Source organism: Nitratireductor alexandrii (assembly GCF_004000215.1).
Taxonomy (GTDB): Bacteria; Pseudomonadota; Alphaproteobacteria; order Rhizobiales; family Rhizobiaceae; genus Mangrovimarina; species Mangrovimarina alexandrii.
This window is the reverse complement of sequence record NZ_RBVY01000010.1, coordinates 137,392-162,123: the sequence shown is the minus strand read 5'-3', so window position 1 is coordinate 162,123 and position 24,732 is coordinate 137,392. Positions and strand designations below refer to the sequence as shown.

Below are 24,732 nucleotides of genomic sequence, written 5' to 3'. Positions count from 1 at the left end.
CTCGAGGCTCCGGATGACACTGGCTGCAAAATAAGCCATCCGGGGCGGATTAGCAGGAAACCGTCCTCTCACCGGAACCCGGCTTGCGGAACGGCTTTGCGCGGTTTTGCCGGCAAGCGGCATTTCATTCCACTTGCCGGATCGCGCGCAGCCGGCCGTTCAGCCCAGCACTTCGGCGACGGCCTCGGCCGTCTTGGCAACGATCTCGTCGGCCTCGGCCGGCGTCAGGCAGAGCGGCGGCGCAAAACCCAGTATGTCGCCCTGCGGCATCGCGCGGGCGATCACGCCGCGTTTCAGGAGCGCGGCCGCAACGGCCGGGCCGACCTTCCTGGAGGGATCGAGAAATGTCCGCTTGTCCTTGTCGTCCACGAATTCGACAGCGGCCAACATGCCCTCGCCGCGCACCTCGCCGACATGAACGTGGCCGGCGAGCGCGTCGCTCATCGCCGCGTTGAGATAGGCGCCGGTTTCGGCGGCGTTTTCGACCAGGCCGAGACTGTCGATCAGCTTCAGATTGGCGACACCGGCCGCAGCACCGATCGGGTGCGCGGAATAGGTCCAGCCATGGCCGATCGGCCCGTTCTCGTCGGTCCCCTGCTCCAGCACCGTCCACACCCGGTCGCCGATGATCGAGCCCGACAGCGGCGCATAGGCCGAGGTCAGCCCCTTGGCGATGGTGATGATGTCGGGCTTCATGCCGTAATGGTCCGAGCCCATCATCGTGCCCAGCCGACCGAAACCGGTCACCACCTCGTCGGCAATCAGCAAGATGTCATGCTTTTCCAGCACCGTCTGGATCGCCTGCCAATAGCCTTGCGGCGGCGGCACGATGCCGCCGGTGCCGAGCACCGGCTCGCCGATGAAGGCGGCGATGGTGTCCGCCCCCTCGCGCGCGATCAGCGCTTCGAGCTCGGCCACGCAATGGGCGACGAAATCGGCCTCGCTCATCGCCAGGTCGGGCCGGCGGAAATAATAGGGGGCTTCGGTGTGCAGGATGCGCTCGAGCGGCAGATCGAACTTCTTGTGGAAGAGCTCCAGCCCGGTCAACGATCCGGTCACCAGGCCCGAACCATGATAGCCGCGCCAGCGCGAGATGATCTTCTTCTTTTCCGGCCGGCCGAGAATATTGTTGTAGTACCAGGTAAGCTTGACGTTGGTCTCGTTGGCATCGGAACCGCCAAGGCCGAAATAGACCTTCGACATGCCCTGCGGCGCACGCTCCAGCACCATTTTGGCGAGCGTGATCGAGGCCTCCGTGCCGTGGCCGACATAGGCGTGATAATAGGCGAGTTCCTTGGCCTGTTCGGCGATCGCCTCGGCGATTTCCGGCCGCCCATAGCCGACATTGACGCAATAAAGGCCGGCGAAGGCGTCGAGCAACCTGTTGCCGTCGCGATCCTCGATGAACACGCCCTTGCCGCCCGACACGATGCGGTTCGGCGCTTCGCCGCGCGCGTGCTGGGCGAGATGCGTGGAGGGATGGAAGAAATTCTCCCGGTCCCACTGGTCGAGCAGATCGTTTCTGAGCATGGCTTCCTCCTATGTCACGGTCGGGCCGAGATCCGTCTCGGTCAGTATCTCGGCGCCGTTTTCGGTCAACAGCACGGGGTTCGACACGAAATAGTCGCCCCGGCCCGTACCCATCAGCCAGGAGAGTACGTGAAAACTCATCCCGGTCTTGATTTCCATGTCGCTGCCGGCGCGCAACCCGGTCACGCGGTTGCCGCCGGTCCACGATGGCGGCACGCCGATGCCGACCGCGTAGCCGCAATGATGGCGGCGGTAATGCGAAAGCCCGGCCGCATCGACCACGTCCTGCCAGGCCCTATAGACCGCACCGGCCGTCCGTCCCGGTCTGAGCGCGGCCAGAACCGCGTCGAAGCCCGCCTTTGCCGTCTCCGCCATCGCCGCGTCGTCGGCTTCGATCCCGCCGACATGGACCAGCCGGCCGATCGGCGCATGATAGCGCGCCACGCAGCCCGACAGTTCCAGAAACACCGGCTCGCCGGCCGGGTAGCGCCCGTCGCCCCAGGTCGCGTGCTCCTCGCCGAGCCGCGCGCCCGGCCGGATGAAGGGACCGAAGCCCGGCGTGTCGCCGCCGGCGCGGATCATCGCCGCGTGGCATTCCGCGGCCACCTCGCGTTCGTCCGCCCCCGCGCCGATCGCCGCCATCGCCGCCGCCACCGCCGCGTCGGTCACTCCGGCGGCCTGGCGCATCAGCGCCTGCTCGGCCGGCGACTTGACCAGCCGCATGGCATCCACCAGCCCGGTCATATCGTGCCAGTCGACATCCGCCAGCCCCGCACTGAGCGCCTGGCCGAGGCCGAGGCTCAGCCCCCCCGACCAGTGCTCGAGCCCCAGCCGCGCCCGGGCGGCGAACCGGCCGCGCAGGATCCGGACCGCCAGATCGGCCGCCGTCTCGGTGTCGGCATGCCCCTCGAAGCGGGCATTGCGCACATAGGTCTCGATCGAAACCCTTTCCATCGCCCGCGTGACCAGCACCAACTCGCCATCGGCCGGCACGATCAGGATATGCGGGGCGAAATAGCCCCAATGGTCGAGACCGGTCAGATAGAAGATGTTTTCCGGCGTGGAGATCAGCGCCGCGTCCAGGGCGAGCGCCGCAAGCGCCTCACGCAGCCGCGCCACGCGCCCGGCCAGTTCCGCGTCGGAAAACGGGTTGCGGTGCATCGGCGCCTCAATCGGTTTCGCGGCAGATATATTTGATCTCGGCATAGGCTTCCATGCCGTGGCGCGAGCCCTCGCGCCCGAGGCCGGCCTGCTTGACGCCGCCGAACGGCACCGGCGCGCCGGTGATCTTGGTGCGGTTGACCGCCACCATGCCGAATTCGAGCGCCCGCGCCAGGCGCGCCGCGCGCCCGGTATCGCCGGTATGCAGATAGGCCACCAGCCCGGTCTCGGTGGCGTTGGCCCTGGCCAGAACCTCGTCCTCGGCATCGAACGGGGCGAAGGCGGCCACCGGGCCAAACGTTTCCTCGCGAAAGATCAGCGCGTCGTCGTCGACATCGGCAAGCACGGTCGGCGCAAAGAAATTCTCGCCCGCCGGATGCGGTTCGCCCCCGGCCATCAGCCGCGCGCCGCGCGCCAGCGCGTCGGCCACCTGCTCGCGCTGCTTGGCGACCGCGCGGGCATTGATCAGCGGCCCGATATCGGGATCGGCAAGGCCCGGCCCAACGGTCAGGCGGGCCACGCGTTCGGCAAAAGCCGCCACGAAGCGCGCATAGATCGGCCGTTCGACATAAAAGCGGTTGGCGGCCAGGCAGTCCTGTCCCGAGGTGGCGAACTTGGCCGCGACGGCGCGCTCCACCGCGCGTTCGAAATCGCAATCGGCGAAGGCGATGAAGGGCGCATGGCCGCCGAGCTCCATCACCAGGCGCTTCACCGTCGGCGCCGATTGGGCGTAGAGCAGCCGGCCGATCTCGGTCGAGCCGGTGAAGGAGACGACACGCACCAGCGGCGAGGCCGTCATCGCGCCGACCACCTCGGCCGCGCGTCCGGTCAGGACGTTGAAGACGCCGGCCGGCAGCCCGGCCCGTTCGGCCAGCTCGGCCAGCGCCAGCGCCGAAAACGGCGTCTCGGACGACGGATGGGCGACCACGGTGCAGCCGGCGGCGAGCGCGGCGGCCGCCTTGCGCGTCAGCATGGCGGCGGGAAAGTTCCACGGCGTCACCAGCGCCGCCACACCGGCCGGCTGGCGGATCACCGACATCTCGGCCCCGGGAAGATGCGAGGTCACGCTTTCCACGTTGAGCCGTTTCGCCTCCTCGGCGTAGAACTCGATGAAGGAGGCGGCGTAGTCGATCTCGCCGCGCGCTTCCGACAGCGGCTTGCCCTGCTCCTCCACCATCAGCCGGGCGAGATCGTCGCCCGCCGCGCAGACCAGCTCGAACCAGCGCCGCAACACGGTGGCGCGCTCCTGCGGCAATTTCGCCGACCAGGCGGAAAAGGCGCGATGCGCGGCCGCGATCGCCGTCTCGACATCGCCTGCCGTCAGCGCCGGCACCGCGCCGATCCTGCGGCCGTCGGCGGGATCGGTGACGTCGATCGCCGTTCCCGACGCCCCGGCGACCCACGCGCCGTCGACATAGGCGAACTCGCGGAAAAGCCGCGGATCGCGCAGCGCGGACAGGGATGTCTTTTCCAGCTTGGCGACCGCGTTCATGGCAGGGCTCCTCCGTTCCGGTTGCGCCTGAAGTGTCGACCGGCGGCCGGCGAAGTTTTTCTTGAAGACCCCGCCCCGCGCAGACGGTTTTTCCGTTTTGCCCGCCCTGGGAGCGCTCATTCGTCTTCCGGGGCCGGCGGCACCAGCGCGGCAAAGGGCAGCCGCGCCGAAATCTTGACCGGCTTGGTCACGACATAGGTGAAATAGCGCGCCAGCCCGACCTGGCTTTCCAGCAACTCGTCGACCAGGCGCTGATAGGCGTCGATGTCGCGCGCGATCACCTGCAGAATATAGTCGAAACCGCCGCCGACCGCCCAGCAGGCAACGATCTCATCGTGACGGGCGACCGCGCGCTCGAAAATCTGGAAATGTTCGGCCCGGTGTCCTTCCAGTTCGGCCGCCATGAAGATCACGACATGCGGCGCGATCTTCTTCAGCGCCACCTCGGCCCGGTAGCCGGTGATGATGCCGGCGTTTTCGAGCCGCTTCAGCCGCTCCCAGCAGGGCGCCGCGGTCAGGTTGACGCGCCGGGCGAGCTCGGATTTCGAGATCCGCCCCTCCTCGCGCAGTATGGCGAGGATCTTCATGTCGCGATCGTCGAGTTTCAGCATGCGCGCGCCATTCAGGTCGAAATCACCGTGCCCGCCCCGCCGGCGCGCGCCGCCGCCAGCGCCACGGTGGCGATCGCGGTATCCTGCGCGCCGGTGCCGGTCAGGTCGCACACCGTCACCTGCATCTCGCTTTCCCGGCCGGGCCTGGCACCGGTGACGATGTCGCCCAGTTCGCCCGGCGTGCCGCCGCGCCAAAGCCCGGCCTCGATCGCGCTGCGCAACTCGCCGAGCCGTTCGCACTGGCTCACCCGGTCGGCGACGTAAAGCCCCGCCTCGACCAGCACGCGCGGCTCGATCTCGTTCTTGCCGCCCTGGTCGGAGCCCATCGCCGTCACGTGTAGACCGGGATGCAGCCAGTCGGCGAGGAAGATCGGCTCCTCGGCCGGCGTCGTGGTCACCACGAGCTGCGATTGCGCGGCCAATTCGGCCGGATCGGCGATGGCGCTGGCCTCGATGCCGAGTGCGGCCGAAATGTCGGCCGCACAGGCCGCGGCCTTGGCGCCGTCGCGCGCCCACACGAGCACACGCCGGAACGGACGCACCAGGTGAGCGGCCTGGATTTGCAGACGCGCCTGCACGCCGGCGCCGTAGACGCCGGCGGTCGTCACCGTCGCCGGCGCCAGATGCCGGGCCGCGACCGCGCCGGCGGCCGCGGTGCGCACGTCGGTCAGGTAGCCATTGTCCAGAAGCACGGCCTCGACCAGCCCGGTCTTCGCCGAAAACAGCACCATCAGCCCGTTCAGGCTCGGCAGGCCGAGCGCCGGATTGTCGAAGAAGCCGGGGCTGACCTTGATCGCGAAACCGTCGAAGCCCGGAATATAGGCGGTCTTGACGTCGACCTCGCCATTGGCGTCGGGGATCGCCATCGACAGGACCGGCGGCATCACCACCTTGCCCGAGGCGAGCGCTGCGAAAGCGCGCTCGACCGTGTCGACGGCGGCGAGATCGAGGCGCACCGCCGCGCGTAACTCGGTTTCGGTCAGAATGGTGATCTCATGCGGCATAAGGCGCTCCCGTGATGCGATAGTCGCCAAGCGTCACAGCCGCGCCGCCAATGATGGCGCTGAACACCGTCATGTCGACATTGCGGCCGGTGATGATGGTGGCGACCGGGCCGGCGAGATCGCCCAGCCTTCCGGCGAGGAGGGCGGCGGCGCCGACCGCGCTCGCGCCCTCGCACACCAGCCGGTCCTCGAAATAATGCGTCTGCAGGGCGCGGTAGATGTCCTCCTCCGTCACCAGGATCACATCGTCGAGAAAATCGCGGCAAAGCCGGAACGACAGCTTGTTGTCGAGCCCGATGCCGCCGCCGAGCGAATCGGCCAGGCTCGCCACCTCCTCGACCTCGACCGGACGGCCCGCCGCCAGCGAGGCGTGCATGGCGGCTCCGCGGTCCATCGATATGCCCACCACCCGCACCGACGGCTTGATCGTCTTGGCCGCCAGCGCCACCCCGCCGGCAAGCCCGCCGCCCGACAGCGGCACCAAAAGCGTCGCGATATCGGGGCGGCGCTGCATGATCTCCAGCCCGATCGTGCCCTGGCCGGCGATCACGTGCGGGTCGTCGAACGGCGAAATCTCCGTCAGTCCCTCCTCCGCGCACAGGCGCTGGCTTTCCGCCAGCGCCTCGTCCTGGCTCCGGCCGACGATGCGCACCTCCGCGCCCAGCGCCTTGATGCCGTCGATCTTGGTCTGCGGCACCAGCGAGGACATGCAGATCACCGCCCTGATACCGCGCGCCCGCGCCGCGAAAGCCACCCCGCGCCCGTGATTGCCGGTCGAACAGCAGGTCACGCCGCGCGTGGCGTCCTTCAGCTTGAAGACGGCGTTGACCGCGCCGCGCAGCTTGAAGGCGCCGACGGGCTGCGTCGTTTCCAGCTTGAGCAGGAATTCGCCGCCGGCGCGCGCGCCCAGATACGGCGACGGCACCAGCGGCGTGTCGCTCGCGATGCCGTCAATGGTGCGCCGGGCCTCGAAAATATCGCAAAGGGTCAGGGAAGTCATGTCAGGATCGATCGCAACAGAAAAGACAAAGCGGCTGTCGAACAAAACCCTGCCCGCTACCCCGCCTCCAGCACGGCGCTCAGGAACTGGCGCGTGCGGTCGCTGTCGGGGTCGTTGAACAGCTTGTCGGGCGGTCCCTGCTCGGCGATCTTGCCGCCGTAGAAGAAGCAGACCCGGTCGGAGAATTCACGGGCAAAACCCATCTGGTGGGTGACCATCAGCATGGTGAGGTCGTGCTCGGCGCCCAGTTGCCGGATGACGTTGAGCACCTCGCCGACAAGCTCTGGATCGAGCGCGGAGGTCACCTCGTCGAACAGCATCACCTTCGGCCGCATCGCCAGCGCCCGGGCGATCGCCACGCGCTGCTTCTGGCCGCCCGACATCTGGATCGGGAAATGCCCTTTCTTGTCGGCGAGGCCGACCATGTCGAGCAGTTCGGCCGCGCGGCTCTCGGCCTCGTCCCTGGGCAGGCCGAGGACTGACACCGGCGCCTCCATGCAGTTCTGCAGCGCGGTCATGTGCGGAAACAGGTTGAAGTGCTGGAACACCATGCCGATCTTGCCGCGCACGCGCCGCAAATGACGCTCGCTGGCCTTCACCAGCGTGCCGTTCCTGTCCATATGGGTCAGCGGCTCGCCGTCGACCCAGATCACGCCATCATTGATGCGCTCGAGCGTCATCAGCATTCTAAGCACCGTCGTCTTGCCGGAACCCGACGGCCCGATGATCGACACTTTCTCGTTGCGCTCGATGTCGAGATTGAGCTGGTCGAGCACGGTCAGCGCCCCGTAGCGCTTGGTGACGTTTTCGAAACGGACCATCGGATCGCTCATGGCGAGGCTCCTACTGCAGATGGTAGCGGCGGTTGAGCCACAGGCTGATCATCTGGACGATCACCGACGCGACGAGGCTGAACAGCAGATAAAGCGCGCCCGCCATGGTGATCGCCTCGATATAGCGATAGTTCTCGGCGCCGAAATTCTTGGCGCGCTGCAGCATTTCCAGGATCGCGATCGCCGCCAAGATCGGCGTATCCTTGAACATGCCGATGAAATAATTGCCGAGGCTGGGCACGATCGGCGGGATCGCCTGCGGCAGGATGATCACCCGCCAGGCCCGCGCCGTCGACAGGTTGAGCGCGGTGCAGGCCTCCCACTGGCCGCCGTCGACATTCTCGATGCCGGCCCGGTAGCACTCCGAGCAATAGGCGGCGTAATGGATGCCCAACATGCCGATGCCGGCCGTCCAGGCCGGAATGACGATACCGAATTGCGGACCGACGAAATAGACGAAGAAGATCTGCAAAAGCAGCGGCGTCGAGCGGATGAACTCGACGATCTCGGCCATCGTGCCGGAAACGATCCGGTTTTGCGATTGCCGGATCAGCGCGAAGACCAGGCCCAGCACCAGCGCGATCGCGAAGCCCAGAAACGTCGCCTGCACGGTGACGATCGCGCCCTGAAGGAGATAGGGCATCGCCTCCCAGACATACTCCCAGTCCCAGATGCTCATGCCACCACCTCCCGGATGAAGCCGCGCGAGAAGCGGCGCTCCAGCCAGCGCACCAGCGGCGTGATGATGGCGCGGGCGATCAGGTAATACCCGAACAGCGCGACGGCGAAGAACAAGAGATAATTGCCGGTGGCATCGGCGGCGAGCTTCGAGGCGGTGGTCAGTTCGGTAATGGTGATGAAAAAGATCAGCGACGTGCCCTTCAGCAATTCGATCAGGAGATTGCCCCAGGGCGGCAGCATGCCGCGGATCGCCTGCGGCACGATGATGCGCCGCATCATGGTCAGCCGCGGAAAGTTGAGCGCTGTCGAGGCCTCGTACTGGCCGCGATCGACGCTTTGGATCGCCGCGCGCACCAGCTCCGCCCCGTATCCCGAAACGTTCATGCCGACACCGACGATGGCCACGGTCCACGGCGACAGCGACAGACCGAAAATCGGCAGCACGAAGAACCACCAGTAGAGCTGCACCAGCATCGAGGTGCCGCGGAAGAACTCGATATAGGCCACGGCCAGCCAGCGCAGCGGCGCCAGCGTCGACACGCGGACCAGACCGACCACCAGTCCGAGCACGATGGCCACGATCGAGGCGCCGGTGGTGACGAGGAGCGTGACCGCCGCGCCCTTGACCAGGGCAGCGACGCTGAAACCGAGGGCGAACTCGTTCATGAAGCCGATTCCCATCCCGCGTCCTCCGGCTCACCGGCCGGAAGACGCCCCGGGTTCACATCGGATACGACACGCCAAACGCGGCGCCGTCTCAGCCCTTGCAGAGCTCCGCCGTCGGGGTTCCGTCGGGCAGATTGGCCTTGGAATAGCCGTAGGGCTCGACCGACTTCATCATCTCCTCGGACCCGACATACTCCTTGAGCGCGGCATTGAAGGCGTCGACCTCTTCCTGCTGGTTGGGCAGGAAGGCGAGACCGGGATAGCCGTCGATGACCGGCGGGGTGAACGGGTCGGCGAGTTCGACCGCCTCATCCTTGTCGGCGAATTCCTTCATGGTGAAGTAGGTGCCGCTGCCGGCCGCCGCGCGTCCGGCCTTGACCGCCTGCAGGATCTCGGCCGGGCCGGCGACCTGCATGATCTTGTCGTCGGCGATGCCGACATTCTTGGCGTTCTTGACGGTGTTGTAGCCGGCGCCGGTGACGAACATCAGCTCCTTGTCGCGCACGTCGTCGAAGGAATGCAGGTCCTCGGGATTGCCCGTCGGCACGAGCAGCGCGTCGGCGAACGTGCCCAGCGGCTCGGTGAACAGCGCGTTGCGGCAGCGTTCCGGCAAAATATACATGCCGCCGGTGATGATGTCGAAACGGCCGGCCTGAAGGCCCGGGATCAGAGAGCCCCATTCGGTCACCACCGGCTCGATCTTGGTCGTGCCCATCTTCTTCAGAATGTCGATGGTGATCGCGTTGACGAAACCGAGCGGCTCGTTGTTGTCGCCCGGATACGCCCAGGGAACTTCGTTCGAGAAGCCGACACGGATCGTCTCGCCGGCCTTGATCTTGTCGAGCAGGTCGCCCGCCGAGGCCGATCCGGCCCACGAACCGACCGTCAGCGCAGCGATACCGAGCGCGACGGCGCCTTTCAGGATTGCACGTCTCATAACGATACTCCCATTGTGAGGTTCACCCATTATGCTTTTGTTGTGTACAACATCACGCCCAAACGCAGGATGTCAACGGATTTCTGCTCTTATCGATAGTCTTGAGTATGTTTTTTTGCTTGCGCGCAAATAGATGTACACATTATCGTCCGACATCGGGCGACGCCGCGCAACCGTCGCCGAGGGAGGAACCATGCCGGCCGCCGACTTACCGTTCACGCAGACCGAATATCAGCGCCGCCTGACCAAGGTGCGCGCGGCGATGGCCAAGGCCGATATCGACGTGCTTTTCGTCGAGGATCCGTCCAACATGGCCTGGCTGACCGGCTATGAGGGCTGGTCGTTTTACGTGCATCAGGGCGTGGTCGTGTTCCACGACGCCGATCCGCTGTGGTGGGGCCGCACCCAGGACGCCAACGGCGCCCTGCGCACGGTATGGATGCCAGACAGCGACGTGGCCGGCTATGCCGACCGCTACATCCAGTCGACGCGCTATCACCCGATGGAGGACCTGGCCGAGCGGCTGCGCGCGCGCGGTTACGCCGGCAAGCGCATCGGCGTCGAGATGGAGAATTATTATTACTCCGCCAAGGCGCATCTCGTGCTGACCGAAACCCTGCCGCAGGCGACCTTTGTCGACGCCACCGCGCTGGTCAACTGGCAGCGCGCGGTCAAGTCGCCGGAGGAGATCGTCTTCATGCGCCGCGCCGCCTCGATCTCCGAAAAGATCGTCGACGGCATTCTCGCCCGCGTCGAGCCCGGCCTTCCCAAGAACGAACTCGTCGCCGAGATCTACGCCGACGCGATCCGCGGCACCGGCGAAGCCTGGGGCGATTATGCCGCCATCGTGCCGCTTCTGCCGAGCGGCGCCGACGCCACCGCCCCGCACCTGACCTGGGACGGGCGGCCCTTTTCATCCGGCGAGGCGACCTTTTTCGAGATCGCCGGCTGTTATCGGCGCTATCACGCGCCGTTCTGCCGTACCGTCTTCCTCGGCAAGCCGCCGCAGGAGATGCTGGACGCCGAAAAGGCGCTGGTCGAGGGGTTGGAGGCGGGACTGGAAGCGGCCCGGCCCGGCAACCGGGCCGGCGACGTCGCCCGCGCCCTGTTCGGGTCGCTCGAACGCGCCGGCATCAAGAAGGAGGGCCGCTGCGGCTATCCGATCGGGCTTTCCTATCCGCCCGACTGGGGCGAGCGCACGATCTCCTTCCGCCATGAGGACGAGACCGTGCTCGAGGCCGGCATGACCTTTCACTTCATGCCCGGACTGTGGATGAGCGACTGGGGTCTCGAGATCACCGAAAGCATCCTCATTCGCGACGGCGGCCCGGCCGAGTGCTTGTGCGTCCGGCCGCGCGAGCTCTTCGTCAAGGACTGAGCGCCATGGCCGATCTCGATCGCACCCGCGCGATCCTGGCCGACCTGGTCGGCTTCGCCACCGTTTCGGCGGACAGCAATCTCGACCTGATCACCTTCGCCGCCGACCTGTTGAGCAGCGCCGGGGCGACCATGTCGATCATGCGCGACGAGACCGGCGGCAAGGCCAATCTGTTCGCCACGCTCGGACCGCCCGGCGATGGCGGCATCGTGCTTTCGGGCCACACCGACGTCGTCCCGGTCGAGGGCCAGGACTGGTCGAGCGATCCCTTCCAGCTCGAAGAGCGCGACGGCCGCCTCTACGGCCGCGGCACCTGCGACATGAAGGGGTTCATCGCCTGCGCGCTCGCCATGGCGCCCGCCTTCGCCGAAACCGAACTCGCCCGTCCGGTCCATTTCGCCTTCACCTATGACGAGGAAATCGGCTGCTTCGGTGCCCGGGCGCTGGTGCGCGAACTCGCCGGCGCCGGCCTGCGGCCCGCCGTGGCCATCATCGGCGAACCGACCGGCATGGGCGTGATCGAAGGCCACAAGGGCTGCTACGAATACACGACCGAGTTCACCGGTCTCGAAGGCCACGGCTCGGCGCCCGAACGCGGCGTCAACGCCGTCGAATACGCCGTCCGCTACATCGCCCGCCTGCTCGATCTGGGCGAACAACTCAAAGGCCGCGCGCCGCAACAAAGCCGTTTCGACCCGCCCTGGACGACCGTCCAGGTGGGCCGCATCGCCGGCGGCGCGGCGCGCAACATCATCGCCGGCCAATGCGCCGTGGACTGGGAAATGCGCCCGGTCAGCACCGAGGACGCTGATTTCGTGAAGGCCGATCTCGGCGCCTATGTCGACCAGGTTTTGCGCCCGGCCATGCGCGCGGTCTCGGCCGACGCCGAGATCGTCACCCATGTGATCGGCGAGGTCGAGGGCCTGCGCACCGTGCCCGATTCGGAGGCCCGCCGCATCGTGTTCGAACTCACCGGCGAGACGCATGCCGGCGTCGTGCCGTTCGGCACCGAGGCGGGCCTGTTTCAAAGCGCCGGCATCTCGTCGGTGATCTGCGGCCCGGGATCGATCGACCAGGCCCACAAGCCGGACGAGTTCGTGGCACTCGACCAGCTCGACGCCTGCCTGGGCATGCTGGAGCGGTTGCGACGGAAGATGAGCCGATGACCGCCGTTCCGACGCTGGGCAGCCTGCCGGCCGCAGACGGCGCGATGCAGACCGGAGGGTCGCGCGAACGCATCGAGCGCATCTATGCGGTGCTGCGCAAGCGGATCTGCCTGCTCGACTACGCGCCGGGCGAACGCCTGCGCGAGGAAACGCTGGCCGACGAGTTCGACGTCAGCCGCACCCCGATCCGCCGGGTGCTCGCCCGGCTCGAGGACGAGGGCCTGCTGCGCTCCGTCCACGGCGTCGGCACCATCGTCACCGATATCGACATCGACGCGCTCGAGCAGGTCTATCAGCTGCGCGTCGAGCTCGCCGAGCTGATCGGCAAGTTGAGCCCCGTCCAGCCGGACGCGGACAAGATCGATGCCTTTCGCGCCCTGCTGGCGCGATGCGAGGCGCTGGTGGCGAGACCCGACGCGCGCGCCTTCGCCGAGATCAACATGGACTTTTTCCATCTGCTGAACTCGCTGACCGCGAACGAGCCGCTGCGCGCCATCAGCGAGTTGCTCTATTATCAAACGACCCGCATCTGGCTGAAGACCGCCTCGCGGCTGGAAAGCTACCAGGCGGTGCTCAACACCGAGATCACCATCTTTCACCGCGAGATGGCCGACATCGTCGCCGCCGTGGAGATCGGCGACCTGGAAGTCGTCGGCCATATCCGCCGCGCGCACATCTCGATGAGCTTCTTGCGGTTGCGCAACAGCGCCCACGCCGACGCGACCCGCGCGCACGACGCCGGTCACGACGCTAGTCACGACGATTGAACCGGGCGCGCGCCGCGCCTGTTGCCATGCCACCGTCATTTGCGGCAAGGTGATCGGCGGGCACGAAAGGGGGGTCGATGGCACGGCGGATCAGGATCATCAGCGGCCTGATCTTGTTCGTCTTCGTGACGATCCATCTCCTCAACGTGGCGCTCGGACTGCATTCGATCGCGCTTATGGACCGGGCCAGGCCGGTTCTCATGGGCCTGTGGTCGAACCCGCTCGGTACCGCCATATTGGCCGGGTCGATGATCGCGCACGCGGCATTGGGCCTTGTCGCGGTCTACCAGCGCAACACGCTTCGCCTGTCCGCCTCCGACAGCGTCCAGCTCGTGGCGAGCCTGGCCATCGTGCCGCTGCTGACCCCGCATGTCGTCGGCACGGTCGTCGCCGCCAGTTTCGGCATCGTGCCGAGCTTCGCCCTGCTGATCCCCTATTTCTGGATCGACCAGCCCCAGGAGGGTCTCAGGCAGGTGCTGCTTCTCGCCTTTTTGTGGGTCCATGGCTGCGTCGGCGTCTACACCTGGGCGCGCATCCAGCCCTGGTGGCCGCGCATCGGGGGCTTCCTCTACCCGCTCGCCGTCGCCATCCCGGTGCTCGGCCTGCTCGGTTTCGTGGAGGCCGGAAACCAGGCGATCGCCTATGTCGACGACCCGGCCGCGTTCCCGGGCGCCATACCGCCGCTCGATCCCCCGGTCCTGACCCGCCCCTTCGACGAGATCCTGGCCCTTTTGAAGCGGATCAACTGGACCGTCTTCATCCTCTATCTGATCCTGCTGGCCGCCGTTTTCGCCGCCCGCCAGTTCCGCGTCGCCGGCAGTCACGGTCGCGCGCGCATCACCCTTGCCGGCGGGCCGGTCATGACCGGCTCCACCAGCCTGAACCTGCTCGAAATCGCCCGGCTGAACCATACGCCGATGGCCAATCTGTGCCGCGGTCGCGGGCGTTGCGGAACATGTCGCGTGCGCGTGCTTGCGACGACGGAAAAACTGCCCGAGCGCACAGAGGCGGAGGAAAAAACCCTTGCGAGGCTGGCCGCGCCGCCGGACGTCCGGCTTGCCTGCCAGCTTAAGCCTCCGGCCGGCGAGATGACGGTCGAGCGGGTATTGTCGCCGTTCCTGCGGCCGCGCGACATGCATGACCTCGAAGCCGAGGCGGCGGACGGGCCGCGCCACGGCGAGCCGAGCACGGCATGATGATGCGCTCGGCTCGTGCCCTCGCCGCCTTGCTGATGTGGTTCGCCTGCATGGCGCCGGCGGCCGGCCAGGTCGCTCAGCCGGCCGCGCAGACTGAGGCCCAGGACGAGGCCGTCGGAGAGCCCTCCGCCAACGATGTCCAGGAATTGCTGCGCATTCTCGGCGATCCGCGCGTCGTCGAATGGCTCAAGACCCGCCTTGCCGATCTGCCGCAGCCGGAAACGGCGAACCGGTCGCTGCGCGCCGAGATCGAGGACCGGCTGAAGGCGGCCCGCCGGCGCATCGCCGAATTGGGCGAGGCCTGGTCCAATTTTCCTTATCTTCCCGATGTGCTCGCAGAGGCCTGGCGCGCGCAGCTCGAGCGCGGCGCGGCGCTGCGCAGCCTCACCTATGTGATCGTCTTCCTGTTTATCGGCGGCGGACTGGAATGGCTGTTCTGGCAATATTTCCATCCGGTTCTGCTGCGCATCGAACACACACCGCCGCACAGCCTTGCCCAGCGCCTGCGCGGGGCGGGCGGCCGCCTGCTGCTCCAGGCAAGCGGCCTGCTGCTGTTCGCGCTCGGCAGCATCGGCACGTTTTTGAGCTTCGGCTGGCCGGCCTTTTTGGAGCGGGTGGTCGTCAGCGTGCTGTTGACGGTGATCGGCATCCGCGCGCTCGCCATGCTGTCGCGCTTCATCCTCGCCCCGCGCAACGCCCAGTTGCGGCTGGTGCCTCTGGAAACACCGATGGCCGGGCGCATCCATCGCTGGCACCTGGTGGTGGCCGTCGTGTTCGCCAGCGCGATGATGCTGTCCGACACGTTCGCCTTCCTGGCGCAGGGCCCGTCGGGCTCGCCGCAGGCCGTCAATGCCGCGCTCGCCGTCGCCGTCGTACTCGGCGCCGGCGCCACGGCGGCGGTGATCGCCATGGTTTGGACGTTGTCGCGCGGGCTGGCCCGCGACCACGCACCGCCGGCAGGGGCCGCGCGGCGTTTCGAAACGGCCCGCCTGCGTGTCCAGCCGACGGTGATCAGCGTTGTCGTCTTCCTCGCCTATCTGTTGTGGGTCTTCGACGCCCACGAATTGATGTGGACCGTGCTGGTCCTCGGCATGTTCGTGCCGGCCGCGCGGCTGATCCGGGTGATGGCCGACCATTTCGTCGACCGCGCCGAGCAAAGCGCAAGAGAAGACGCACCCGTCGCGCAGCAGGCCGACGCCGCCGGGCCAGACGACGCGAGACCGGAAGAACCCGCCGACGGCGCGGTCGCAGACGCCCCCTCGGACGCGCGCGACCCGGCCCAGGCCGAAGACGAGCGCTACGCCATCTATCGGCCGCTGATCCACCGTGTCGCCCGGTTTGCCCTGGCAGGCCTGGCGCTGCTGGTGCTGGCGGCCGCCTGGAACACCAATATCGCCGCCTTGTCGGACTCGCCGCGCTTCGCCGGGCGTCTGGTCAAAATCGCCATCGACATCGCCGCCGCCGCGCTGATCGCCGATCTGGTCTGGGGCTGGGCCAAGACCGCGATCGACCGCCGCATGGCGGGTTACGTCGCCCCGCCGCCCGGCGAGCCGCCGGGCCCCGAAGCGCGCATGGCCACGCTCCTGCCCTTGACGCGCAACATTCTTCTGGTCGCCCTGATCGCGCTCGTCGGCCTGACGGCGCTCTCCTCGCTCGGCGTCAACATCGCGCCGCTGATCGCCGGGGCCGGCATTCTCGGCGTCGCGATCGGCTTCGGCGCGCAATCGCTGGTGCGCGACATCGTGTCGGGCATCTTCTTCCTGATCGACGATGCTTTCCGGGTCGGCGAATATGTCGAGATCGGCGACCTGCGCGGCACGGTCGAATCGATGTCGCTGCGCTCGATGCGCGTGCGTCACCATCGCGGCGCCGTGCATACGATTCCGTTCGGCGAACTGAAATCGCTGACCAATTACAGCCGCGACTGGGTGATCATGAAGCTGGAGTTCAGGGTTCCCTTCGACACCGACCTCAGACTGGTCAAGAAACTGGTCAAGAAGGTCGGTGCCGAGCTCCAGGCCGACGAAAATTACGGCCACTATTTGATCGAACCGTTGAAATCCCAGGGTGTGCGCCGCATGGAAGAGTTCAACATGGTCGTCGGCGTCAAATTCATGGCCAAACCCGGCGCGCAATGGGTGATCCGCCGGGACGCCTACCAGAAACTGCGCGACACGTTCGAGGCCAACGGCATCAACTTCGCCCAACGCAACGTCAAGGTGGAGGTGTTGTCCGATCGTCCCCTGTCGGCGGAGGAAAAGGAAGCCGTCACCGGCGCCGCGCAGGACGCGATCGACCCGCCCCGCCAGCAACAGCCGACCCCCGACGAGCCATGAGCCCGAAACGCGTCGATTTGACCATTCGGACAAAAACCTCGATGCCAAACCTTGAAACGGCGGCTGCGAATGGTCACTTGGCGCGGGAACCAGGTCGGATCGAAGCGTCCGCGGCAGCGGGAAAAAAGGTTCGTTTGGCCGAGCGCGCGAGCGTTTCGTTGCGCTTAAGAGTTATATCGCCTATCACCAGCTAATCGTTGGTGGCGAACCTTCCGGGCTGTGCATGAACCCGTTCGACAAGTTCAAAGTGCTCATGTACAGCCATGACACCTTCGGCCTGGGGCATTTGCGCCGTAGTCGGACCATCGCGCACGCACTCGTCTCCCATTTCCGCAACGTCGAAGTGTCGATTATTTCCGGGTCCCCGGTGGTTTCGGCCTATCCGTTCGAGGACCGCGTCGACTACGTGCAGATTCCGGCCGCGCACAAACTCTCCGACGGCTCCTACGTCTCCGGCAGCACCACCTCCACCTTCGACGACACCATCCGCCAGCGCGAAGCGCTGATCGACGAGGCGGCCGACCGGATCGATCCGCAACTGGTCATCGTCGACAAGGAGCCGCTTGGCCTGGCACGCGAGATGCTGCCGGCCTTGCAGCGGCTCAAAGACCGCGGCGCCACCACGGTGCTGGGCCTGCGCGACGTCCTCGACGCGCCGGAGCTTTTGCGCGAGGAATGGGCCCGCAAGCACATTCTCGACCATCTCGAAGCCCTCTACGACGAGATCTGGATCTACGGGCCGGGCAGCTTCTACAATCCGCTCGCCGGCATCGACCTGTCCGAGGCCGTGCTCTCGCGCACGCGCTATACCGGCTTCCTGCCGCGGGCGCTGCCCGAGACCGGCGACGCATCCAACGACTATGGCAGCGGCTACGTGCTGGTGACCGCCGGCGGCGGCGGCGACGGCTACGACCTGATGGCCGCCGCGCTCAACGTCATCAAGCAGGGGCTTTGCGGCCACCTGTCCTTCCTGTTCGTGCTCGGCCCGTTCATGACCGACGGGCAGCGCTTCGAGATCATGGCGCGCGCCTCGGGCGTTGCGAATGTGCGCGTCGTCGACTTCGACGCCAATCTCGAACAGATCGTGGCCAATGCGCGCGCGGTGATCGGCATGTGCGGCTACAACACGTTTTGCGAGGTGATGTCGTTCGACAGGCCGGCGCTGTTCGTTCCGCGCACCGCGCCGCGCCGCGAACAGTCGATCCGCGCCCACCGTGCCGAGGAATTCGGCTGGGTCGACGTGCTCGACATCGACAGCGCCAAGAACCCGCACCGCTTCCTGGCCGCGATCGACCGGCTGCTGGAGCGCGCGCCGCCATCGGCGGCCGTTGCCCGCCCCGACATGGACGGCCTCAACCGCATCTGTGCATTGTCGGAAATCCTGCTCGACCGCCGGCGCGAGGCCGCCACCGCCACGGCCTCGCTCAGGGCCGCCAGCCTATGAATTCACACATCGCCGTCGTCCTGAAATGCTATCCGCGCCTGTCGGAGACGTTCGTGGCGCAGGAATTGCTCGAACTCGAGCGCGCCGGCTTCCGTCTCACGCTGGTTTCGCTGCGCCACCCGACCGACAAGAAGACCCACCCGATCAACGACGAGATCCGCGCGCGGACCCTCTATTTGCCCGAATATCTCCACCACGAGCCCGGCCGCGTGTTGGCGGCCTGGCGCAAGGTACGCCGCCTTCCGGGCTATCGGCAGGCGCGCAACAATTGGCTGCGCGACCTGCGCCGCGATCCGAGCGCCAACCGCATTCGTCGCTTCGGCCAGGCACTGGTCTTCGCCGCCGAGTTTCCGCAGGACGCGGCCTGGATCTACAGCCATTTCCTGCACACCCCGTCCTCGGTCGCCCGGTATGCGGCCGAGATGCGGCAAATGCGCTGGAGCGCCTCGGCTCACGCCAAGGATATCTGGACCTCGCCGGATTGGGAGATCCAGGAAAAGCTCGCCGCCAGCGACTGGACCGTCACCTGCACGGCGGGCGGCGCGCGCCACCTCAAAAGCCTCGCCGACGACCCCGACAAGGTGAGCCTCGTCTATCACGGCATCGATCTGTCGCGCTTTTCGCCGCCAGCGGCGCCCGCCTACGCCCGCGACGGCTCCGACCCGCGAGACCCCGCGCGCATCCTGTCCGTCGGCCGGGCGGTGACCAAGAAGGGGCTCGACACGCTCGCCGCCGCGCTCGCCCGCCTGCCCGCCGACTTGAACTGGCACTGGACCCATATTGGCGGCGGCGAATTGAGCGAGGCGCTGAAGGCGCAGGTGGCCGAACTCGGGCTTGCCGGGCGGGTCAGCCTGCACGGCTCGATGCCGCAACGCGAGGTGCTGGCCGAGTACCGCAAGGCGGACCTGTTCGTGCTGCCCTGCCGGATCGCGCCGAACGGCGACCGCGACGGACTGCCCAACGTGCTGGTGGAGGCGCAAAGCCAGGGCCTGGTCTGCGTTTCGACGCCCGTCTCCGGCATTCCCGAACTGATCCTCGACGGCGAAACCGGCTTTCTGGTCGCCCCCGACGAGCCGGAGCCGCTCGCCGTCACGATCGAAACCCTCATTCGCGACCCGGGCCTGCGCCGACGCATCGGCGAGGCGGCCGAGCACCGCGTGCGCACGGCGTTCGACCATCGCGGGGCGATCGGACGCCTGATCGCACGTTTCGTGGCCTCCGGCGTCGCGCCGGCCAAACCGTCCGCGGAGAAAATCGCCTCGTGACCAAAAAGGTCTTCTTCTACGTCCAGCACCTGATGGGCGTTGGCCATGTCTTCCGGGCCGCGCGCATTGTGCGCGCCCTGGTCGCGGCCGGCTTCGAGGTCGATCTCGTCTTCGGCGGCGTGCCCATCCCCGATTTCGACAGCGGCGCGACGCGGACCCATTTTCTGCCGCCGGTGCGCGCCGGCGAGGCCGTTTTCAACAAGCTGGAACTGCCGGACGGCACGCCGGTCGACGACGCCTGGAAGGACCGGCGGCGCGACATCCTGCTCGACCTGTTCGAGCGAACCCGGCCCGACATCGTGCTCACCGAGGCGTTTCCGTTCGGCCGGCGCCAGATGCGCTTCGAGCTGCTGCCGCTGATGGAAGCCGCACGCGCGCGCAGGCCACGGCCGCTGATCGCCGCCTCGATCCGCGATATTCTCCAGGCCAACACCAAGAAGCCGGAACGCGACCACGAGGTGGTCGAGATTATCCAGTCCTATTTCGACCATGTCCTGGTTCACGGCGACCCGGCCTTCACGCGTCTCGACGACACGTTCCGCCTGACCGGCGAGATCGCCGACAAGGTCTTCTATACAGGCCTCGTCGCGCCCGAACCGCCGCCCCCCGCGCGCCGGCGCGCCGGGGTTGTGGTTTCGGTCGGCGGCGGCGCGCTCGGCCACACCCTTCTCAGGACCGCGCTGCAGGCCAAGCCGCTGTGCAGCCTGCGCGACGAGCAATGGACGGTGATCACCGGCCTGAGGACCAGCGAGGCCCAGAAGGCGGAATTGAGCGCGCTCGCCTCCGGAAGGCTCGAATTCCTGTCCTTCGTGCCCGACCTGCCCGCCCTTCTCGCCGCCGCCAGGCTGTCGATCTCGCGGGTCGGCTACAACACCGTGGCCGACATCTATGCCGCCGGCTGCCGGGCGGTGGTGGTGCCCTTGTCGGACGGCATCGAGACCGAACAGATCACCCGCGCCGCGCTGATGGGGCGCTCCGGGCTCGCCGAAGCCGTCGCCCATACCGACGAAACGCCGGACGGGATCGCGGCCGCCATCGACCGTGCGATTGAAGCGCCTGTGCCCGACCGGGCCGCGATCCGCCTTGACGGCGCCGCGGAAACGGCGCGGCTCCTTGCCCGCTTCGCCGCCGCGCCCGCGCCGGCGTGACACGGCCACACGGCTTGACCGCGCCGCCGCGTTCTCTCTAGCGTCGATGCCGATGCCCGCAAAAATCGCCTTTTACGCGCCCTTGAAATCGCCCGATCACCCGATCCCGTCGGGCGATCGCGAGATCGCCCGCGCGATGATGAAGGCGCTGCGCCTGGCCGGCTACCAGGTGACGCTCGCCACGGAAACGATCTCCTATCAAAAGCGCCCCTCGTCCACGCTGTTTTGCGAACGCCGGGCCGCGTGCGAGGCCGAGCGCGACCGGCTGCTCGGTGCCTGGTCGCACACGCCGGCGACCGCGCCCGATCTGTGGTTCACCTATCACCCCTATTGCAAGGCCCCGGACTGGATCGGGCCGGCCGTGTCCCAGGCGTTCGGCATTCCCTACGTGACGGCCGAAGCCTGCCGCACCCGCCAGGCAACCGACGCCGACTGGGCAGAGGCACGCGCCGCCGTCCAGGCCGCCGTTGCGGGCGCCGCCGCGAATTTCTGCCTCAAACCCTCGGACCGGGCCTATCTGGAGAGTTTTCTCGACGATCCCGGCATGATCGTCCCCCTGCCCCCCTTCATCGACACGGCCGCGCCGGCACCGCAGGCACCGCCGCCCGTTCCCTTCGACAACGACGCGCCGCTGCTTCTGGCCGTCGGCATGATGCGGCCCGGCGCCAAGATGGCCTCCTACCGGGCCCTGGCCACGATCCTGTCGGGCCTCGCCGCGCGCCGCTGGACCCTCGTCGTCGTCGGAGACGGTCCCGGCCGCGCCGATGTCGAGGCGATGTTTTCCGAGCTGCCCGCCGGCCGCGTTTTTTTCGCCGGCGCGCTGCCGAAACCCGAAGTCGCCGGCTGGATGGGCGCGGCCGACATTTTCGTCTGGCCGGGGCTCGGCGAGGCGTTCGGCATGTCCTATCTCGAGGCACAGGCGCTCGGCCTGCCGGTCGCCGCCTACGCCGCCGCCGGCGTGCCGGTCGTTGTCACGCCCGCAAGCGGTCTGCTCGCCCCCGAAGGCGACGTCGAGGCCTTTCGCGCCAATCTCGCCCGCCTCATCGACACGCCCGCGCTCCGGCAGGCGATCGGCGCCGCCGGGCGCACCAACGTCGCCGACCACCATTCGATCGAAGCGGCCGCGCGGCTGTTCAAACACACGCTCGACCCGCTGCTCGAGCGCGCCAGGCAATCGAGGCGACAACGATGAGCCCCTTCGCCGAGCTCGACCGCGAACTGGCGCGCTGGGCCGGCGAGGGGCTCGCGCCGCGCCTGTTCTTGCGCGACGACGACGCCACCCGTCCCTCCCCGGCGCTCGACCGGCTGATCGCGCTTGCCAGGCGGCACCGGGCGCCGGTCCTGCTCGCAATCATTCCGGCCGACGCGACGCCGGCGCTCGCCGAGCGCATCGCCATGGAACCCCTGGTGACGCCCTGCGTCCACGGTTATGCCCATCGCCGCCACACGCCCGACACCGAAAAGGCGGTCGAACTCGGCGGCGACCGCGACGTCGACGAGGTGCTGGCCGAGTTGCGCGCCGGGCGCGCCCGGCTGCAAGAGCTGTTCGGTTCCCGTCTCTCCGGCATTCTGGTGCCGCCCTGGAACCGGATCGCGCCGGCGGTGGCCGCCCGCGTCCACGAAGCCGGATTTCGCGCGCTCTCGACCCATGCCTGGCGCCCGACAGGCACGCGCTTGCCCGAACTCAACACCCATGTCGACATCGTCGACTGGCATGGCGGCCGCAAGGGGCGCCCGCTCGACTGGACGATCGCCGAGACGCGCCGCCGGCTCGGCGAGGCGCGCGCGCGCGGCGGCCTGCCGGTCGGCATCCTGTCGCATCATCTCGTCCATGACGACGACGCCTGGGCGACGCTCGACGGCCTGCTGTCCTACCTCACCGGCGACAAGGGACTGGCTTTCCGCAACGCCGACGATCTCGCCGCCGCGCTGCCTCCCCCCGCTCAGTGATAGGGGTCGGCGGCGTCGCGCAGGCCGTCGCCGAGGAAGTTGAAGGCCAGGATCACCAGGATCACCGGCACGACCGGCAGGATCAGCCACGGATAGAGCGCGACCACGTTGATGTTTTGGGCCTCGTTGAGCAGCACGCCCCAGCTCGTCACCGGCGGGCGCAGGCCGAGGCCGAGAAAGCTCAACGCCGTTTCGCCCAGGATCATGGTCGGGATGGTGATGGTCGCCGAGGCGATCAGATGGCTCATGAAGCCGGGGATCAGGTGGCGGAAGATCACCCGCGTCGGGCTCGCCCCCATCAGCTCCGCCGCCACCACATATTCCTCCTCGCGCAGCGACAGCAGCTTGGAGCGCACGGCGCGCGCCAGCCCCGTCCAGTCGATCAGGCCCAAAATGATGGTGATGCCGAAATAGACCAGGATCGGACTCCAGGTCACCGGCATGATCGCCGCCAGCGCCAGCCACAGCGGAATGCTCGGCAGGCTTTGCAGCACCTCGATCACGCGCTGCACGATATGGTCGACCCAGCCGCCGTAATAGCCGGCCGCGCCGCCGATCGAAATGCCGAGGACGAAGCTGACGGTGATGCCGATCAGGCCGATGGTCAGCGAGATACGCGTGCCGTAGATCATGCGCGACAGCACGTCGCGTCCGAGCCTGTCCGTGCCGAGCAGGAACACATCGCCCCCCTCGGCCGGGCAAAACAGGTGTACGTCGCTCTCCCACATGCCCCAGAAGCGGTAGCGGTCGCCGCGGCAGAAGAAGCGCAATTTCTGAACCTGGGACGTGTCGGCGGTGTATTCGCGCTTCAGCGTCTCCATGTTGAGCTCGAATTTGGTGCCGTAGACGAACGGACCGACAAACGCGCCCTCATGGAACAGATGCACGCTCTGAGGCGGCATGTAGATCGCGTTGACGTTGCGGCTTTCCAGATTGTAGGGCGCCAGAAACTCGCTGATCAGGATCGAGGCGTAAAGCAGCACCAGAAAGATGCCCGAGACGACCGCCGCGCGGTGGCGGCGGAACTTCCACCACATCAGGCGCAGTTGCGAGGCCAGATAGATGCGCTCCTGCGCCGGCGTCAGTTTCTCCGTCACCTCGGGGTCGAAGGCGGTCTGCGAAACGAAATGCTCGAGCGGTCCGCCGTCCGGCGGCAGGGGAGACGTCATCGCCGGCGTCCCTCCTGCAGCCTGATCCGCGGATCGAGAATGGCAAGCGCGATGTCGGAGATCAGCACGCCGATCACCGTCAACGTCGCCAGGAACATCAGGAACGATCCGGCCAGATACATGTCCTGGCTCTGCAGGGCGCGGATCAGCAGCGGCCCGGTCGTCTCCAGCGACAGCACGATCGCCACCACCTCCGCGCCGGAGATCACCGCCGGCAGGATACTGCCGATGTCGGCGATGAAGAAGTTGAGCGACATGCGCAGCGGATATTTCAGCAGCGCCCGCAGCGGCGGCACGCCCTTGGCGCGGGCGGTCACGACATATTGCTTCTGCAGCTCGTCGAGCAGGTTTGCCCGCAGCCGGCGGATCATGCCGGCCGTACCCGCCGTGCCGATGACGATCACCGGGATCACCATATGCTCGGCCATCGACCGGAATTTGGCCCAGCTCATCGGCTGGTCGATGAAGCGGGCGTCCATCAGATGGCCGATCGAGGTGCCGAACCACACATTGGCGAGGTAAAGCAGGATCAGCGCCAGCAGGAAGTTCGGTGTCGCCAGGCCCAGAAGGCCGATGAAGGTCAGCCCGTAATCGCCCCAGGAATATTGGTGCGTCGCCGAATAGATGCCGATCGGAAACGCGATCAACCAGGTGAAGATGATCGTCACCATCGAGACCACGATGGTGAGATAGAGCCGGTTTCCGACCACGTCGCTGACCGGAAGCTCATATTCGAACGAATAGCCGAAATCGCCCTGCAGCATGCCGCCGACCCAGGTGAAGTAGCGTTCGAGCAGCGGCTTGTCGAAACCGTATTGTTCCTTGAGATATTCGATCTTCTTCGGATCGACCGTCTCGCCCTGCGCCTGCAGTTCGGCGACATAGGTCTCGAAATAGTCGCCCGGCGGCAGTTCGATGATCAGGAACACCAGCGCGCTGATCAAGAACAGCGTCGGGATCGCGGCCAGCAGTCGGTAGACGATGTAACGCAGCAACCG

At 67.2% G+C, this 24,732-nt stretch carries 22 protein-coding genes; 10 read left to right on the top strand and 12 right to left on the bottom strand.

Annotation, left to right across the window (positions count from 1 at the left end; all coding sequences use genetic code 11):
• Positions 1–159 precede the first annotated feature (159 nt).
• From EP380_RS20425 to ehuB, 10 genes are all read right to left on the bottom strand, one after another.
• Positions 160–1,530, bottom strand: coding sequence for an aspartate aminotransferase family protein (locus tag EP380_RS20425; RefSeq protein WP_106570808.1), 1,371 nt, complete (start codon positions 1,528–1,530; stop codon positions 160–162).
• Between the two features lie 9 nt (positions 1,531–1,539).
• Positions 1,540–2,691, bottom strand: a complete 1,152-nt coding sequence (locus EP380_RS20420; RefSeq protein WP_127600389.1) for a M24 family metallopeptidase — start codon at positions 2,689–2,691, stop codon at positions 1,540–1,542.
• A 7-nt stretch (positions 2,692–2,698) separates the two neighbouring features.
• Positions 2,699–4,183 (bottom strand): NAD-dependent succinate-semialdehyde dehydrogenase, encoded by a 1,485-nt coding sequence (locus EP380_RS20415; RefSeq protein WP_127600387.1) that lies wholly within the window; start codon positions 4,181–4,183, stop codon positions 2,699–2,701.
• A gap of 116 nt (positions 4,184–4,299) precedes the next feature.
• Positions 4,300–4,794 carry an Lrp/AsnC family transcriptional regulator gene (locus EP380_RS20410; RefSeq protein ID WP_106570811.1) on the bottom strand — a complete coding sequence of 165 codons (495 nt, stop codon included), beginning with the start codon at positions 4,792–4,794 and terminating at the stop codon, positions 4,300–4,302.
• A gap of 11 nt (positions 4,795–4,805) precedes the next feature.
• Complete coding sequence (locus EP380_RS20405) at positions 4,806–5,798, bottom strand: cyclodeaminase (protein WP_127600385.1); 993 nt, start codon at positions 5,796–5,798, stop codon at positions 4,806–4,808.
• Complete coding sequence (gene eutB / locus EP380_RS20400; protein WP_127600383.1) at positions 5,788–6,798, bottom strand: hydroxyectoine utilization dehydratase EutB; 1,011 nt, start codon at positions 6,796–6,798, stop codon at positions 5,788–5,790. The genes EP380_RS20405 and eutB overlap by 11 nt, the downstream gene beginning before the upstream one ends.
• A 56-nt stretch (positions 6,799–6,854) precedes the next feature.
• A complete protein-coding gene (ehuA, locus tag EP380_RS20395) occupies positions 6,855–7,631 on the bottom strand; it encodes an ectoine/hydroxyectoine ABC transporter ATP-binding protein EhuA (RefSeq protein WP_106570813.1) in 777 nt (258 codons plus the stop codon).
• A 10-nt stretch (positions 7,632–7,641) separates the two neighbouring features.
• Positions 7,642–8,310, bottom strand: coding sequence for an ectoine/hydroxyectoine ABC transporter permease subunit EhuD (gene ehuD / locus EP380_RS20390; RefSeq protein ID WP_127600381.1), 669 nt, complete (start codon positions 8,308–8,310; stop codon positions 7,642–7,644).
• Positions 8,307–8,978 (bottom strand): ectoine/hydroxyectoine ABC transporter permease subunit EhuC, encoded by a 672-nt coding sequence (gene ehuC / locus EP380_RS20385; protein WP_127600379.1) that lies wholly within the window; start codon positions 8,976–8,978, stop codon positions 8,307–8,309. Before ehuC ends, ehuD begins: the two co-directional genes overlap by 4 nt.
• Before the next feature lie 91 nt (positions 8,979–9,069).
• Positions 9,070–9,915, bottom strand: coding sequence for an ectoine/hydroxyectoine ABC transporter substrate-binding protein EhuB (ehuB, locus tag EP380_RS20380; protein WP_127600377.1), 846 nt, complete (start codon positions 9,913–9,915; stop codon positions 9,070–9,072).
• A gap of 193 nt (positions 9,916–10,108) precedes the next feature.
• Between ehuB and doeA the strand changes: the two genes are divergently transcribed.
• From doeA to EP380_RS20330, 10 genes are all read left to right on the top strand, one after another.
• Positions 10,109–11,293, top strand: coding sequence for an ectoine hydrolase DoeA (doeA, locus tag EP380_RS20375; RefSeq protein WP_127600375.1), 1,185 nt, complete (start codon positions 10,109–10,111; stop codon positions 11,291–11,293).
• A gap of 5 nt (positions 11,294–11,298) precedes the next feature.
• On the top strand, positions 11,299–12,459 hold the full coding sequence (gene argE, locus EP380_RS20370) for an acetylornithine deacetylase (protein WP_106570817.1): 1,161 nt from the start codon (positions 11,299–11,301) through the stop codon (positions 12,457–12,459).
• Positions 12,456–13,226: a GntR family transcriptional regulator gene (locus tag EP380_RS20365; RefSeq protein ID WP_238719954.1), complete on the top strand. Its 771-nt coding sequence runs from the start codon at positions 12,456–12,458 to the stop codon at positions 13,224–13,226. The genes argE and EP380_RS20365 overlap by 4 nt, the downstream gene beginning before the upstream one ends.
• A 77-nt stretch (positions 13,227–13,303) precedes the next feature.
• Positions 13,304–14,422 (top strand): 2Fe-2S iron-sulfur cluster-binding protein, encoded by a 1,119-nt coding sequence (locus tag EP380_RS20360; RefSeq protein ID WP_127600373.1) that lies wholly within the window; start codon positions 13,304–13,306, stop codon positions 14,420–14,422.
• On the top strand, positions 14,419–16,758 hold the full coding sequence (locus EP380_RS20355; RefSeq protein WP_127600371.1) for a mechanosensitive ion channel family protein: 2,340 nt from the start codon (positions 14,419–14,421) through the stop codon (positions 16,756–16,758). The genes EP380_RS20360 and EP380_RS20355 overlap by 4 nt, the downstream gene beginning before the upstream one ends.
• Positions 16,759–16,981: 223 nt before the next feature.
• Positions 16,982–18,202, top strand: a complete 1,221-nt coding sequence (locus EP380_RS20350; RefSeq protein ID WP_127600369.1) for a glycosyltransferase family protein — start codon at positions 16,982–16,984, stop codon at positions 18,200–18,202.
• Positions 18,199–19,467, top strand: a complete 1,269-nt coding sequence (locus EP380_RS20345) for a glycosyltransferase family 4 protein (protein WP_127600367.1) — start codon at positions 18,199–18,201, stop codon at positions 19,465–19,467. The genes EP380_RS20350 and EP380_RS20345 overlap by 4 nt, the downstream gene beginning before the upstream one ends.
• On the top strand, positions 19,464–20,615 hold the full coding sequence (locus EP380_RS20340; RefSeq protein ID WP_238719953.1) for a glycosyltransferase family protein: 1,152 nt from the start codon (positions 19,464–19,466) through the stop codon (positions 20,613–20,615). The genes EP380_RS20345 and EP380_RS20340 overlap by 4 nt, the downstream gene beginning before the upstream one ends.
• Before the next feature lie 52 nt (positions 20,616–20,667).
• Positions 20,668–21,807 (top strand): glycosyltransferase family 4 protein, encoded by a 1,140-nt coding sequence (locus EP380_RS20335; protein WP_164749927.1) that lies wholly within the window; start codon positions 20,668–20,670, stop codon positions 21,805–21,807.
• The gene (locus EP380_RS20330) at positions 21,804–22,565 is read left to right on the top strand and encodes a polysaccharide deacetylase family protein (RefSeq protein ID WP_127600363.1); all 762 of its coding nucleotides are present in this window, start codon (positions 21,804–21,806) and stop codon (positions 22,563–22,565) included. The genes EP380_RS20335 and EP380_RS20330 overlap by 4 nt, the downstream gene beginning before the upstream one ends.
• On the opposite strand, the gene EP380_RS20325 is transcribed toward EP380_RS20330, so the two are convergent.
• Both EP380_RS20325 and EP380_RS20320 read right to left on the bottom strand, forming a co-directional pair.
• Positions 22,559–23,734: an ABC transporter permease gene (locus tag EP380_RS20325; RefSeq protein WP_106570825.1), complete on the bottom strand. Its 1,176-nt coding sequence runs from the start codon at positions 23,732–23,734 to the stop codon at positions 22,559–22,561. The genes EP380_RS20330 and EP380_RS20325 overlap by 7 nt on opposite strands.
• The gene (locus EP380_RS20320; RefSeq protein WP_106570826.1) at positions 23,731–24,729 is read right to left on the bottom strand and encodes an ABC transporter permease; all 999 of its coding nucleotides are present in this window, start codon (positions 24,727–24,729) and stop codon (positions 23,731–23,733) included. Before EP380_RS20320 ends, EP380_RS20325 begins: the two co-directional genes overlap by 4 nt.
• Between the last annotated feature and the right edge of the window lie 3 nt (positions 24,730–24,732).

Coding starts and splice junctions, on each gene's coding strand:
- ehuB (WP_127600377.1), bottom strand. CDS start 9,915: ATGAGACGTGCAATCCTGAAAGGCGCCGTCGCGCTCGGTATCGCTGCG.
- eutB (WP_127600383.1), bottom strand. CDS start 6,798: ATGACTTCCCTGACCCTTTGCGATATTTTCGAGGCCCGGCGCACCATT.
- EP380_RS20410 (WP_106570811.1), bottom strand. CDS start 4,794: ATGCTGAAACTCGACGATCGCGACATGAAGATCCTCGCCATACTGCGC.
- ehuC (WP_127600379.1), bottom strand. CDS start 8,978: ATGAACGAGTTCGCCCTCGGTTTCAGCGTCGCTGCCCTGGTCAAGGGC.
- EP380_RS20425 (WP_106570808.1), bottom strand. CDS start 1,530: ATGCTCAGAAACGATCTGCTCGACCAGTGGGACCGGGAGAATTTCTTC.
- EP380_RS20420 (WP_127600389.1), bottom strand. CDS start 2,691: ATGCACCGCAACCCGTTTTCCGACGCGGAACTGGCCGGGCGCGTGGCG.
- EP380_RS20415 (WP_127600387.1), bottom strand. CDS start 4,183: ATGAACGCGGTCGCCAAGCTGGAAAAGACATCCCTGTCCGCGCTGCGC.
- ehuA (WP_106570813.1), bottom strand. CDS start 7,631: ATGAGCGATCCGATGGTCCGTTTCGAAAACGTCACCAAGCGCTACGGG.
- EP380_RS20360 (WP_127600373.1), top strand. CDS start 13,304: ATGGCACGGCGGATCAGGATCATCAGCGGCCTGATCTTGTTCGTCTTC.
- EP380_RS20345 (WP_127600367.1), top strand. CDS start 18,199: ATGAATTCACACATCGCCGTCGTCCTGAAATGCTATCCGCGCCTGTCG.
- EP380_RS20350 (WP_127600369.1), top strand. CDS start 16,982: ATGAACCCGTTCGACAAGTTCAAAGTGCTCATGTACAGCCATGACACC.
- EP380_RS20405 (WP_127600385.1), bottom strand. CDS start 5,798: ATGCCGCATGAGATCACCATTCTGACCGAAACCGAGTTACGCGCGGCG.
- EP380_RS20355 (WP_127600371.1), top strand. CDS start 14,419: ATGATGATGCGCTCGGCTCGTGCCCTCGCCGCCTTGCTGATGTGGTTC.
- EP380_RS20335 (WP_164749927.1), top strand. CDS start 20,668: ATGCCCGCAAAAATCGCCTTTTACGCGCCCTTGAAATCGCCCGATCAC.
- ehuD (WP_127600381.1), bottom strand. CDS start 8,310: ATGAGCATCTGGGACTGGGAGTATGTCTGGGAGGCGATGCCCTATCTC.
- EP380_RS20325 (WP_106570825.1), bottom strand. CDS start 23,734: ATGACGTCTCCCCTGCCGCCGGACGGCGGACCGCTCGAGCATTTCGTT.
- EP380_RS20330 (WP_127600363.1), top strand. CDS start 21,804: ATGAGCCCCTTCGCCGAGCTCGACCGCGAACTGGCGCGCTGGGCCGGC.
- doeA (WP_127600375.1), top strand. CDS start 10,109: ATGCCGGCCGCCGACTTACCGTTCACGCAGACCGAATATCAGCGCCGC.
- argE (WP_106570817.1), top strand. CDS start 11,299: ATGGCCGATCTCGATCGCACCCGCGCGATCCTGGCCGACCTGGTCGGC.
- EP380_RS20365 (WP_238719954.1), top strand. CDS start 12,456: ATGACCGCCGTTCCGACGCTGGGCAGCCTGCCGGCCGCAGACGGCGCG.